The organism is Burkholderia sp. E168m22 (assembly GCF_001319805.1).
Taxonomy (GTDB): domain Bacteria; phylum Pseudomonadota; class Gammaproteobacteria; order Burkholderiales; family Burkholderiaceae; genus Burkholderia; species Burkholderia orbicola.
Window position 1 is genome coordinate 35,167 of sequence record NZ_BBSK01000083.1, and the last position, 11,908, is coordinate 47,074.

An 11,908-nucleotide genomic window follows, 5' to 3' on the forward strand; every position below is an offset into this window, starting at 1 on the left:
CCCGATGCGTCTCTCCATACTGGCCTGCAACGGTTGCGATGCAGCCGATCCAATGGAGCCAGACATGACGCAGGACCTTGCCCCGACGCTCGCGGCGATCCGTGAAGCCGCCCCCCGTTTCGTCGCGATTCGACGCGACATCCACGCCCACCCGGAACTCGGGTTTGCCGAAACACGCACCGCGCGGATCGTCGCCGCCCAATTGGCGGAGTGGGGCTACGACGTGACGACCGGCATCGGTGGCACCGGCGTGGTCGGCCGGTTGCGGCGCGGTACGTCGTCGCGCACGCTCGGCTTGCGCGCCGACATGGACGCGTTGCCGATCCGGGAAGAAACGGGCCTGCCCCATGCGAGCACGGTTGCCGGGACGATGCACGCCTGCGGTCACGACGGCCATACCGCGATCCTGCTGGCGGCCGCCCACCATCTGGCCGCACAGGGGCGCTTCGACGGCACGCTGAACGTGATCTTTCAGCCCGCGGAGGAAGGACTCGGCGGCGCGAGGCGAATGATCGAGGAGGGCCTGTTCGAGCGCTTTCCGTGCGAGCGCGTCTATGCGTTGCACAACGCGCCGGGCGTACCGGTCGGTCATTTCGCGTTGCGCTACGGCGCGATGATGGCGTCGTCCGATTCGGTAACGATCACCGTGACGGGCAAGGGCGGGCACGGCGCGATGCCGCAGCACGCGAGCGATCCGATCGTGGCGGCGGCGAACATCGTGACCGCGCTGCAATCGATCGTCGCCCGCAACATCGATCCCGCCAAGGCGGCAGTGGTGACCGTCGGTACGTTCCATGCCGGCACGGCCCCGAACGTGATTCCGGAGACCGCGACGCTGCAACTGTCGGTCCGCTCGCTCGACGCGGCCACGCGCGACGAGGTCGAGGCGCGGATTCGCCGGATCGCCGACGCGCAGGCGCGGGCCTACGGGACCGTTGCGCAGGTCGACTATCAAGCCATCTCGCGCGTGGTCGTCAACGATGCCGCCGCCGCGGATCTCGCGGTCGAGACGATCACGGCGCTGGCCGGCGCCGGTGGGCTCACGCTGCTTGCCGACGGTGTGATGGGCAGCGAGGATTTTTCGTGGATGACGGAACGCGTGCCGGGTTGCTACGTGATGCTCGGCAACGGACTCGATTCGCACGGCGGCTGCTCGGTTCACAACCCGGGCTACGACTTCAATGACGACGCGCTCGGCTGGGGCGCCGCCTATTTCGTCGGCATCGTGGAACGCTTCCTGGGCACGGCCTGACGAGCGCGTCCGCCAAGCGCGGCAATTCGGAATTTTCTCTCTGAAAATAAGGAAAACGAATGAAGAAGAGGCTGACATGGGGCGCTGCGTGCCTGGCGCTGGGCGCCGGAAGTGCCTGCGCGGTGCCGTATCAGGACGTACTGCTTGCGGCGGTGCCGGAGTTCAACGGCGGATTGAAGGAGGGTGTGGCGCTGTACGGCTCGGTCGACATGGGGATCAACTACCAGTCGGTGGGTGGACGGTCGACGTGGCAGACCCAGAGCGGCGGCGAGTGGACGTCGAAATTCGGCTTCTTCGGGCGCGAGAATCTCGGCGGCGGGTGGCGCGCCGAATTCAATCTCGAAAGCGGTTTTCTCGCGAACAACGGCGCGCAGCAGGATACGCAGTCGTTCTTCAACCGGCAGTCGTGGATCGGCCTGATGTCCGACCGCTATGGCCGGCTGCGGCTCGGCAAGCAGATCGGCACGGGGCTGCCGCTGTTCATCGACGTGTTCGGCACCGTGGGCACCAATTCGGTGTACACGTGGCTTGGCGCGGCCGCCGTGCAGACGGCGCGCGGCGTCGGCTACAACAGCGACCTCGGACCGGGCGCGACACAACTGCCGGCGCGCGTCGACAACGCGATCACCTATCGGACGCCGATCGTGGCCGGCACCACGACGCTGATGCTGATGTACGCGCCCAGCAACGTCGCGGGGCGCGCGCCGGCCGCGTCCGCGCAGGGCGCGCTGCTGCAGTGGTACAACGGCACGACCTATCTGGCGGCGAGCTACAACCAGGTGTGGGGCGTCAACGGGGCGAGCACGGTACGCAACGACCTGTACGGGCTTGGCGCCGTCTACGACACCGGGCGGCTCGTGCTGTCCGCGTCGTTCAATCAATATGCGCCGAAACTTGCCGGCGACGGGATCGCACGCGTGTACACCCTCGGCACGATCGTGCCGTTCGGCGTGAATGCGGTTCGCGCGTCGATCGTCTATCGCGATACGTCGGGCGTGCGCGATGCCGCCGGCCGGCCGGCGAAGGATTCGGCGCTCGGCGTCATGCTCGGCTACGACTACCTGTTGTCCAAACGTACCGGCCTCTACGCGCGGACGGGGTTCATCCGCAATTACGGGATGTCGACCGTTCTGCTGAACGGCAATCCGTTGCCGACCGAGCCCGGCGGCACGACGCCGCGCACCGGCATGACGCCCGTGACGATGTCGCTCGGCATGTATCACAACTTCTGAACGAGGGCATCGGATGAGCACCTTGAATCGCGCGGCTGCCGCGCAGACCATCGACGCGCGACGCGCGATGCGGCGGACCGTCGCCGCGGCTGCACTCGGCAACGGACTCGAATTCTTCGACTTCACCGTATATAGCTTCTTTGCTGTACTGATCGGTCGGCTGTTCTTTCCGGCGTCCAGCGATGCGGGTGCGTTGATGCTGTCGCTCGCGACCTTCGGCGTCGGTTTCGTCGCACGGCCGCTCGGCGGCGTCGCGATCGGCGCGTATGCGGACCGCGTCGGGCGCAAGCCCGCGCTGGTGCTGACCGTTGCGCTGATGGCGCTCGGCACCGGCATCATCGGATTCGCGCCGACCTACGCGCAGATCGGCATCGCGGCGCCGCTGCTGATCGTGATCGGCCGACTGCTGCAGGGTTTTTCGGCAGGGGGCGAAGTCGGGGCCGCGACGACGTTGCTGATGGAGTCGGGCGGCGCCCGCCGGAGCGGCGAACTGGTGAGTTGGCAGATGGCCAGCCAGGGCGGTGCGGCGCTCGCCGGCGCGCTCGTCGCGTTGACGTTGTCCCGCTGGCTGCCGTCCGATGCGCTGCAAGGCTGGGGTTGGCGTGTACCGTTCGTGCTCGGCCTGCTGATCGGGCCGGTCGGGTTTTATCTGAGACGCCATCTCGACGACACGCTGCCGCATCCGGCAGCCGGCGCGCCGCGTGTCAGCCGTCGCATTCCCTGGCGGCAGGTCGCGGCCGGCACGTTGCTCGTGATCGGCGGCACGTCGACGATGTATACGATCGTGTTTTTCCTGCCGTCGTTCCTGACGCTGACGCTCGGCATGCCGGCTTCCGTCGCGTTGCTGTCCGGTTGCACGGCGGGCGCGGTGATGCTGGTCGGCTCGCCGTTCGCGGGCCGGTTCGCGGACCGCTTGCGTCGCCGCAAGCCGATGCTGCGAACGGTGTGCGCGATCTCGACGGCGCTGGTGCTACCGGCGTTTCATGCGATGCGCACGTGGCCGTCGGTCGTCACCGTGCTGGCGGTCGTGGTCGTGCTGATCGGCCTGATGACGCTGTCGAGCCCCGCGGGTTTCGTGATGATTCTCGAAGCCTTGCGACCGGAAGTCCGTGCGACGTCGCTCGGGATGATCTATGCGCTGGGCGTGACGATTTTCGGCGGTTTCGCGCAGTTGATCGTCAGCGCGCTGTGGCGGGCGACGGGCAGCTTCTATGCGCCGGCCTGGTACGTGCTCGCCGGCGGGTCGGCCAGTCTCGTCGGTCTGGCGTTGTTTCGCGAGGAAACGGCACGCTGAAGCAGCGTGCCCAGGGTGACGAGAACGGCGCGGCGCACTGCCGTGCGCCGCGTGTGTCGTCTACCGTCAGGCCGCGTCGCTCAGCGCCGGGTAGTCGGTGTAGCCCGTTTCGCCTTCCGCGTAGAACGTCTCCGGCACCGGCTTGTTGAGCGGCGCGCCGATTTCGAGGCGGCGCGGCAGGTCCGGGTTCGCGATGAACAGCTTGCCCCACGCGATCGCGTCGGCGCTGCCGTTCGCGAGCGCGGCCTGCGCGGTGTCGAGCGTGAACTGCTCGTTCGCGATCAGCGGGCCGCCGAACGCTTCCTTCAGGCGCGGGCTCAACTGGTCGCCCGAATACGATTCACGCGTGAAGATGAACGCGATCTTGCGGCGGCCGAGTTCGCGCGCGACATAACCGAACGTTGCCGCCGGATCGGAGTCGCCCATCGTATGCGCGTCGCCGCGCGGTGCGAGGTGCACGCCGACCCGGCCCGCGCCCCACACGTCGATCGCCGCGTCGACCACTTCGAGCAGCAGGCGCGCGCGATTCTCGATCGGGCCGCCGTACGCGTCGGTGCGGCGATTGGTGCTGTCCTGCAGGAACTGGTCGAGCAGGTAGCCGTTCGCGCCGTGAATCTCGACGCCGTCGAAGCCGGCAGCCTTCGCGTTTTCTGCACCCTTGCGGTATGCGGCGACGATGCCCGGAATTTCGTCGAGTTCGAGGGCGCGCGGCGTCACGAACGGCCGCGGCGGACGCACGAGGCTCACGTTGCCGCCCGCGGCGATCGCGCTCGGCGCGACCGGCAGGTCGCCGTTCAGGAACATCGGATCGGAGATCCGGCCGACGTGCCAGAGTTGCAGCACGATGCGCCCGCCGGCCGCGTGCACGGCTTGCGTAATCTGCTTCCAGCCTTCGACCTGCTCGTCGGACCAGATGCCCGGCGTGTCGGCATAGCCGACGCCTTGCGGCGTGACCGACGTCGCTTCGGTAATGATCAGGCCGGCCGACGCGCGCTCGGCGTAGTAGCGCGCCATCAGTGCGTTCGGCACGCGCGCCGCGCCCGCACGGGAGCGGGTGAGCGGCGCCATCACGATGCGGTTCGGCAGGGTCAGGTCGCCGAGGGTAACGGGATCGAACAGCGTGGGCATGGCAGATAACCTCTTCACGAAAGGCGGGGAAGCCGTCGCGTCATGTGCGACGGCGCCCCGCATGGCCGGTTCGGCCGTTGGCTAGAGTTCGCGGCGCAGGGCGTCGAGAAATGCGTCGATGACGGCCTCGTTGCGCTGGAAGAACGCCCATTGACCGATCCGTGTCGACGTCACGAGCCCCGCGCGCTGGAGTGTCGCGAGGTGCGCGGAGACGGTCGACTGCGACAGCCCGCAGCGCGCGTCGATCTGGCCCGCGCAGACGCCGTGTTCGTACGGCAGCGTCTGCTGCGGGAAATGCTCGCCGGGCGTTTTCAGCCAGACGAGGATTTCCCGGCGCACGGGGTTCGAGAGCGCTTTCAGGATCGCGTCGATGTCGAGTTCGGTCGGCATGGAAAGGCTGGGTGTTCGGTCAAGGCAAACGGGTATCGTCGATGGGCGAATCTTATATCGGATTTTTACGATATGTTTGAAAGCACTGTCGGCAATGGGGTTGATAGCGTGTGACGATCGCGGGGGCGCATCAACGCCGGGCGCAGTGCCTGCGACCCGGCTGCCCGGTTGCAGGTTGCGTCGCCGACGAGTTCCTATCGCTGCACGCGTAACATACGCGGCATCGTTCGTTGTGTTTACGGAGTCCTTTCATGTCCGTTCGGGCCGTCATATTCGATTTCGACCTGACGCTGGCGGATTCGTCCGCCGCGATCATCGAATGCACCGAGTACGCATTGCATCAGCTGGGCGCCACCGGTCCGACGCCCGCGCAGATCCGCGCAGTAATCGGGCTGCCGCTGCCCGACATGTTCCGTTCGTTGGCGGGCGAAACCGAAGCGGCACGGGCCGAGGCGTTCGCACGGCACTTCGTGGTGCGCGCCGACGAGATCATGGTGCCGGGCACCCGCGTCTATCCCGAAGTGCCGCCGCTGCTCGCGACGTTGCGCGAGCAAGGGCTCGCCGTCGCGGTCGTGTCGTCGAAGTTTCGCTACCGGATCGACGCGATTCTCGAGCGCAACGGCTTGCAATCGCTGGTCGACGTGTTGATCGGCGGGGAAGACGTGCAGCGCCACAAGCCGGACCCGGAAGGGCTCGTGCAGGCGCTGGCGCGGCTCGGTTTGCCTGCCGCGGCGGCGATCTACGTCGGCGACCACGCGGTGGACGCCCAGGCGGCCGAGCGTGCCGGCGTGCCGTTCGTGGGCGCGGTGAGCGGCATGACGTCGTTCGACGCGTGGGCGCAAGCCGGCAAGCAGGCGGTGCCCACGCATATCGGCGAACTGGTCGGCATCGTGCAGCGGATGCAGTGTCGCGCGGGCGAAACGTGCGCCGACGCCGAACGCGGTGCGCAACCGGCCGGTTGACCCGTTTTCCATGATCGGCCGGCGGCGTGCGACGGATTCTGCGACCCTCGCCGTTCAAGTCATATCCACCGCCCGAGCTGCCGCCATGTCCGTCATTTCCGTCGCCTTTTCCCGCATCCGACGTTCGTGCGTGCTGCCGGCCGCCCGGGCGCTGTCATATGCCGTTCCGCTCGTGCTGGCCTGTGCCGTCGTCGGCATGCTGATCGGTGCGCAGCCGGCCGAAGCCATGACACCCAAGCAACGCGAACGGCTCGAAGCGCCGGTCAAGGCCGTCGCCGACCAGCGCGTGACCGTCGACACGCCGCAGGGCAGCGCGGTGCTGCCCGTCTACGCCGACCATCCGCTCGACCGGGCCGCGCCCGACGTTGTACGCGTATTCATCGTGATTCACGGCACGCTGCGTAATGCCGATGCGTACTACGCATCGGGGCGCAAGGTCGTCGAAAAGGCCGGTGCGGCCGGCGCGGGTACGATGGTCGTCGCGCCGCAGTTCCTGACACGCGCCGATGTGCGCGCGTTTTCGTTGGGCGCATCGACGCTCGCGTGGACGCAGGAAGGATGGAAGGGCGGCGAACCGGCGCGCCAGCCGGCGCCGGTCAGCTCGTTCGCGGCGCTCGACGCGTTGCTCGCGCATTTCGCCGACCGCAGCCTGTACCCGTCGTTGTCGACGATCGTCGTGATCGGCCATTCCGCCGGCGCACAGTTGCTGCAGCGTTATGCGGTGGCCGGGCGCGAAGGCGACGCGCTGGCCCGTACCGGCGTTGCCGTGCGCTACGTGGTCGCGAACCCGTCGAGCTACCTGTATTTCGACGACGAACGGCCGAATGCCGACGCGCTGGCAGGCGGCGCCTGTCCGCGCGCAACCGAATGGAAATACGGGTTGAAGTCGGCGCCGCCTTACGTTGCGTCGCAGGACGTGCGCGACCTCGAAACGCGTTACGTCGCGCGCCGTGTCGTGTACTTGCTCGGGCAGGCCGACACGAATCCCTATACGCATTTCATCGACCGTTCATGCGCGGCGATGGCGCAGGGGCCGTACCGGCTGGCGCGCGGGCTCGCCTATTTCGATTACCTGAAGAAGCGGCATCCGGACGATCTCGCGCAGCAGGTCGTCGAAGTGCCGGGTGTCGGACACGACGGCCTCGGCATGTTCACGTCCGCTTGCGGGCTGGCCGTGTTGTTCGGGCAGGCGTTGCCGCAGTCGTGTCCGGTCGTCGCCGGCACCGCGCCGGAACTGCGTGCAGCGGGGCAGTGAACCCCCATGCAAGGCTGGCTCCGCGACGAAATCAATCGACCGGAAAATGCAGGCATCGTGCGCGGCTCCGTCTGCCACGCAGGCGAAGCGGACGACCGCCGTTGTAGGCGGCTGCCGCCCGCCGTTCGCCCGCGCGTCGCGTGGCGGGCCACTTCATTCGACGGTGATCGTCTCCTTCATGTACGGATGAATCCCGCAGAACACCTTGTAGACGCCCGGCTTGTCGAAGCGGAACGCGTACGTCTCGTCCTGGTCGAGCGCTTTCGAATGGAAGATGCCGGCGTCGTTGACCACGGTATGCGGCTCCGCGTCGAGGTTCTTCCACGTGATCGTCGTGCCGGCCTTGATCGTGGTCGACATCGGCGAAAACATGAAATTGCGGATCGTCACGAGCGAGCCGTTCGGGCTCTGCGCGAACGCGGCGGGCGGCGTGCCGGCGGCGACGCACAGGATCAGCGCCGCGATGATTCGGATAGGTCGGAAGCGGGTCATGTCGGTCTCCTTATGTTTATCAGGCGAGCGTCGCATCGTGCAGCGTCGACGCGACCGGATGGCCGGCGAATTCGACGGTCGTCACGCCGAGCATCGACGGCAGCCGGTCATGCGGCACCGTGAGCGGCACGGGCCCCGGGCCGTTGCCGGCCGTCGGCTGCGGGAACGCGGTCGAGCGGGCGGTATGGAACGTCACGTTGCCCTCGACCTTCGACACGATCTGGTGGATGTGCCCGTTCAGCACGGTGACGGAGCCGAAGCGGCGCAGCAGCGCCATCGTCTGCGGCGCGTCGCCGGTGCCCCAGCCCCACGGTTCGTAGATGGTCCACATCGGCATGTGCGAGAACACGACGATCGGCGTGCTCGACGAGCGGCCTTTGAGATCCTGTGCGAGCCACGCGAGCTGCTCGTCGCCGAAGCTGCCGAGCCCGTTCGGCTTGAAATGCATCACGTTGACGAGTGCGATGAAATGCACGCCCGCGTGATCGAAGCTGTAATAGCCGCGGGTGTCCGACGCCTTGCCGAACCGGCCGAAATATTCGGCGCCCGAACCGTCGGTGACGTCATGTTCGCCGGGCACCGTATGCAGTTCCGGCACGCGCAGCGCGGACAGCAACTGCGACGCGTGGTCGAATTCCTCGGGCTTCGACAGATGCGTGATGTCGCCGGTATGGATCGCCAGCGCGGGTAGCGCGGGTATCCCGTTGACGAGGTCGATCGTCTGCTTCAGCGTGGCCGACACGTCGGGATTCGCGTCCTTGTTGAAGCCGATGTGCGTATCGCTGATCTGCACGAACAGCGGCCGGCCCGCGTCGGCCGGGCGCGCCTCGCCGGTCTGCGCGAGCGCGAGGTCGAACGGCGTGAGGATGCCGCCCGACAGCGTGAACAGCGTGCCGAGGCCGCCGAAGGCCATGCATTGCAGGGCCTTGCGGCGCGACGGGCGGGTGGGGGTCGATGAAGACATGTAAGCCTCGCATTCGTGTGACGAAACCGGACGGCCGGATCGTCCTGGAATAAGCCGGCGCCTTCGCATGCGATACCGGCGAAGCGGCGGATTTATTCCCGAGCGTTGCGAGATCGAACACTCGTGTCGGCGGCCGGCGGGGCGATGCGCGACTCCCGCCGGATGACCCGTCAATGTCCTGTAAGTGACACGTCACATTTGCGTCACGGCCGCCCGATAGCCTCCCACTCCGAATCCCCTCTCCGGAGCCCTTCATGCCGAACCTCGCGGCAACGGATACGGGCGGTGCGGTCGGCCACCGCACGCGCACCCTCGGCCTCGCGCTGCTTTTTCCGGTCATTGCCTGCGGCATCGCCCCTGTCGGCGTTCATTTCGGTGCCGACCTCCGCGTCGTCGAGGAAGGCTCGGTGCTGTCGTTCGCGCTGCCGATCACCCCATACCGGGTACTGCACGGGCTGGCCTGATTCGCGCCGCTGCCGCGACGCCCGGCTGCGCGGCACGCGGCCGGACCCATCGATTTTCAATTCAACACAAGACACAAGACGCTACCGATGGATATCAGTTTCTTCGATCCGAATCGCACCGCCAACGCGTCCGCGTGGCGCGTGCTGCCCAACCGCTGGGACGCGATCGCGTTTCCGCTGATCATCGGCATACTCGCGATGGCGATCGTCGGTTTTCACCAGACGATGGCGCCGATTGGCGTACTGCAGACGCAGAAGATCTCGCTCGATCCGTCGAACCTGCCCGAATACGCATTGCGCACCACGTTGCGGATGCTCGCCGCGATGATTGCGTCGCTCGTGTTCACGCTCGTCTACGGCACGCTCGCCGCGAAAAGCCGCCGCGCGGGGATGGTGCTGATCCCGATCCTCGACATCCTGCAGTCGGTGCCCGTGCTCGGCTACATCTCGTTTACGGTCACGTTCTTTCTCGCGCTGTTTCCGGGCCGCGTGCTCGGCGCCGAGCTGGCCGCGATCTTCGCGATCTTCACGAGCCAGGCCTGGAACATGACGTTCAGCTTCTACCAGTCGCTGCGCACCGTGCCGCGCGATCTGAGCGAAGTGTCGCGCGGCTTTCACCTGACGCCGTGGCAGCGCTTTTGGAAGCTCGAAGTGCCGTTCTCGATGCCGGGCCTGATCTGGAACATGATGATGTCGATGTCCGGCGGCTGGTTCTTCGTCGTCGCATCGGAAGCGATTACCGTCGGTAACCAGACGATCACGCTGCCGGGTATCGGCGCGTATCTCGCGCAGGCGATCTCCGACAAGAATCTCGGCGCGGTCGGCTGGGTGATCGTTGCGATGTCGGTCGTGATCCTCGCCTACGACCAGTTCCTGTTCCGTCCGCTCGTCGCGTGGGCCGACAAGTTCCGGATGGAGAACACCGCGTCGGGCGATGCGCCGCAATCGTGGCTGCTCGACATGATGCGTCGCACGCACCTGATCCATCAGCTGCTCGTGCCGGCCGGCTGGCTGCTGTCGCAGGCCGCGCGGATTCCGTTGCGCGTGCCGTCGGTGACAGGTACACGCGTGCGTGAGGCATCGGCGCGCCGTTCGTCGCGCATCGGCGACATCGTGTGGGGCGCGTTCGTGATCCTGCTGACGGTGTACGTTGCGTGGCGTGTCGTCAGCTTCGTCGCGACCGGCGTGACGGTGGCCGAGGTCGGCCACGTGCTCGTGCTCGGCCTGATCACGCTGCTGCGCGTGCTGGTGCTGATCGCGATCGCGTCGGTGATCTGGGTGCCGCTCGGCGTGCTGATCGGGCTGCGCCCGAAGCTGGCCGAGAAGATCCAGCCTCTTGCGCAGTTCCTCGCCGCATTCCCGGCGAACCTGCTGTTTCCGGTATTCGTGATCGTGATCGTCCACTTCCACCTGAACGCGGACATCTGGCTGTCGCCGCTGATCGTGCTCGGCACGCAGTGGTACATCCTGTTCAACGTGATCGCGGGCGCGATGTCCTATCCGAACGACTACAAGGAAGCGACGAAGAATTTCCGCATCCGCGGCTGGCAGTGGTGGCGCCAGGCGATCCTGCCCGGCATCTTCCCGTACTACGTGACGGGCGCGATCACCGCATCGGGCGGCGCGTGGAACGCGAGCATCGTGTCCGAGTTCGTGCAGTGGGGCGACACGAAGGTCGTCGCGCACGGTCTTGGCGCGTATATCGCGCAAACGACCGCCGCCGGCGACTTCCCGAAGATCATCCTGGGCATCGCCGTGATGTCCCTGTTCGTCACCTTGTTCAACCGCCTGCTGTGGCGTCCGATGTACGCCTATGCGGAATCCCGGCTCCGTCTCGATTGAGAGTAAGCGCGATGCAAAATTCGACCGTTATCAACGCCCCCGTCAAGACGTCCCAGCCGCTGCAGCCGCCGCGGCTCGGCGAAGAAATCCTGCGCGTCGAGCATGTGAACCGCGGCTTCAACAAGACGCAGGGCGAGCTGCTCGTGCTCGACGACGCGAACCTGTCGCTGCGCGAAGGCGAGATCGTCGGGCTGCTTGGCCGCTCGGGCTCGGGCAAATCGACGCTGTTGCGCATCATCGCTGGCCTGATCGAGCCGACCGGCGGCGAAGTGACCTACCTCGGCAAGCCGTTGCGCGGCCCGGCCGAAGGCGTCGCGATGGTATTCCAGACCTTCGCGCTGTTCCCGTGGCTCACCGTGCTGCAGAACGTGGAAGCCGGGCTGGAAGCGCTCGGCGTCGGCGCGCGCGAGCGGCGCGAGCGTGCGCTCGCCGCGATCGACCTGATCGGTCTCGACGGCTTCGAGAACGCGTACCCGCGCGAGTTGTCGGGCGGGATGCGCCAGCGCGTCGGCTTTGCGCGCGCGCTCGTCGTCGACCCGACGATCCTGCTGATGGACGAGCCGTTCTCCGCGCTCGACGTGCTGACGGCCGAGACGCTGCGTACCGACCTGCTCGATCTGTGGACGCAGGGAC

12 protein-coding genes are annotated in these 11,908 nt (G+C 67.0%); 8 read left to right on the forward strand and 4 right to left on the reverse strand.

Annotation, left to right across the window (positions count from 1 at the left end; translation table 11 throughout):
• Positions 1 to 64: 64 nt before the first annotated feature.
• From AP428_RS18415 to AP428_RS18425, 3 genes are read left to right on the forward strand one after another with little or no spacing between them, the layout of a single operon-like run.
• A complete protein-coding gene (locus AP428_RS18415; protein WP_011547373.1) occupies positions 65 to 1,252 on the forward strand; it encodes a M20 aminoacylase family protein in 1,188 nt (395 codons plus the stop codon).
• A 59-nt stretch (positions 1,253 to 1,311) separates the two neighbouring features.
• Positions 1,312 to 2,484, forward strand: coding sequence for a porin (locus tag AP428_RS18420; RefSeq protein ID WP_011547374.1), 1,173 nt, complete (start codon positions 1,312 to 1,314; stop codon positions 2,482 to 2,484).
• Positions 2,485 to 2,497: 13 nt separating this feature from the next.
• Complete coding sequence (locus AP428_RS18425; RefSeq protein ID WP_011547375.1) at positions 2,498 to 3,778, forward strand: MFS transporter; 1,281 nt, start codon at positions 2,498 to 2,500, stop codon at positions 3,776 to 3,778.
• Positions 3,779 to 3,844: 66 nt separating this feature from the next.
• Here AP428_RS18425 and AP428_RS18430 read toward each other — a convergent pair whose 3' ends face one another.
• Together AP428_RS18430 and AP428_RS18435 are read right to left on the reverse strand one after the other, a co-directional pair.
• The gene (locus tag AP428_RS18430; RefSeq protein ID WP_011547376.1) at positions 3,845 to 4,906 is read right to left on the reverse strand and encodes an alkene reductase; all 1,062 of its coding nucleotides are present in this window, start codon (positions 4,904 to 4,906) and stop codon (positions 3,845 to 3,847) included.
• 81 nt (positions 4,907 to 4,987) lie between these two features.
• Complete coding sequence (locus AP428_RS18435; protein ID WP_011547377.1) at positions 4,988 to 5,296, reverse strand: helix-turn-helix transcriptional regulator; 309 nt, start codon at positions 5,294 to 5,296, stop codon at positions 4,988 to 4,990.
• Between the two features lie 251 nt (positions 5,297 to 5,547).
• Between AP428_RS18435 and AP428_RS18440 the strand changes: the two genes are divergently transcribed.
• Positions 5,548 to 6,258 carry an HAD family hydrolase gene (locus tag AP428_RS18440; RefSeq protein ID WP_011547378.1) on the forward strand — a complete coding sequence of 237 codons (711 nt, stop codon included), beginning with the start codon at positions 5,548 to 5,550 and terminating at the stop codon, positions 6,256 to 6,258.
• 85 nt (positions 6,259 to 6,343) lie between these two features.
• Positions 6,344 to 7,513 (forward strand): alpha/beta fold hydrolase, encoded by a 1,170-nt coding sequence (locus AP428_RS18445; protein ID WP_011694780.1) that lies wholly within the window; start codon positions 6,344 to 6,346, stop codon positions 7,511 to 7,513.
• A 153-nt stretch (positions 7,514 to 7,666) separates the two neighbouring features.
• Here AP428_RS18445 and AP428_RS18450 read toward each other — a convergent pair whose 3' ends face one another.
• Together AP428_RS18450 and AP428_RS18455 are read right to left on the reverse strand one after the other, a co-directional pair.
• On the reverse strand, positions 7,667 to 8,005 hold the full coding sequence (locus AP428_RS18450; RefSeq protein ID WP_011547380.1) for a cupredoxin family copper-binding protein: 339 nt from the start codon (positions 8,003 to 8,005) through the stop codon (positions 7,667 to 7,669).
• Positions 8,006 to 8,024: 19 nt separating this feature from the next.
• Positions 8,025 to 8,969, reverse strand: a complete 945-nt coding sequence (locus AP428_RS18455) for a metallophosphoesterase (RefSeq protein WP_011547381.1) — start codon at positions 8,967 to 8,969, stop codon at positions 8,025 to 8,027.
• Positions 8,970 to 9,223: 254 nt separating this feature from the next.
• Here AP428_RS18455 and AP428_RS18460 point away from each other — a divergent pair, with 254 nt between their 5' ends.
• The 3 genes from AP428_RS18460 to AP428_RS18470 all read left to right on the forward strand — a co-directional run.
• The gene (locus tag AP428_RS18460) at positions 9,224 to 9,433 is read left to right on the forward strand and encodes a hypothetical protein (protein WP_011547382.1); all 210 of its coding nucleotides are present in this window, start codon (positions 9,224 to 9,226) and stop codon (positions 9,431 to 9,433) included.
• A gap of 87 nt (positions 9,434 to 9,520) precedes the next feature.
• Positions 9,521 to 11,275, forward strand: coding sequence for an ABC transporter permease subunit (locus AP428_RS18465; protein WP_011547383.1), 1,755 nt, complete (start codon positions 9,521 to 9,523; stop codon positions 11,273 to 11,275).
• Positions 11,276 to 11,286: 11 nt separating this feature from the next.
• A partial coding sequence (locus AP428_RS18470; RefSeq protein WP_156349336.1) for an ABC transporter ATP-binding protein occupies positions 11,287 to 11,908 on the forward strand: 622 nt, incomplete at its 3' end.

What these genes read in the sequence shown, in the direction of transcription:
- AP428_RS18415 (WP_011547373.1), top strand. Translation starts at nt 65, where the DNA reads ATGACGCAGGACCTTGCCCCGACGCTCGCGGCGATCCGTGAAGCCGCC.
- AP428_RS18420 (WP_011547374.1), top strand. Translation starts at nt 1,312, where the DNA reads ATGAAGAAGAGGCTGACATGGGGCGCTGCGTGCCTGGCGCTGGGCGCC.
- AP428_RS18425 (WP_011547375.1), top strand. Translation starts at nt 2,498, where the DNA reads ATGAGCACCTTGAATCGCGCGGCTGCCGCGCAGACCATCGACGCGCGA.
- AP428_RS18430 (WP_011547376.1), bottom strand. Translation starts at nt 4,906, where the DNA reads ATGCCCACGCTGTTCGATCCCGTTACCCTCGGCGACCTGACCCTGCCG.
- AP428_RS18435 (WP_011547377.1), bottom strand. Translation starts at nt 5,296, where the DNA reads ATGCCGACCGAACTCGACATCGACGCGATCCTGAAAGCGCTCTCGAAC.
- AP428_RS18440 (WP_011547378.1), top strand. Translation starts at nt 5,548, where the DNA reads ATGTCCGTTCGGGCCGTCATATTCGATTTCGACCTGACGCTGGCGGAT.
- AP428_RS18445 (WP_011694780.1), top strand. Translation starts at nt 6,344, where the DNA reads ATGTCCGTCATTTCCGTCGCCTTTTCCCGCATCCGACGTTCGTGCGTG.
- AP428_RS18450 (WP_011547380.1), bottom strand. Translation starts at nt 8,005, where the DNA reads ATGACCCGCTTCCGACCTATCCGAATCATCGCGGCGCTGATCCTGTGC.
- AP428_RS18455 (WP_011547381.1), bottom strand. Translation starts at nt 8,969, where the DNA reads ATGTCTTCATCGACCCCCACCCGCCCGTCGCGCCGCAAGGCCCTGCAA.
- AP428_RS18460 (WP_011547382.1), top strand. Translation starts at nt 9,224, where the DNA reads ATGCCGAACCTCGCGGCAACGGATACGGGCGGTGCGGTCGGCCACCGC.
- AP428_RS18465 (WP_011547383.1), top strand. Translation starts at nt 9,521, where the DNA reads ATGGATATCAGTTTCTTCGATCCGAATCGCACCGCCAACGCGTCCGCG.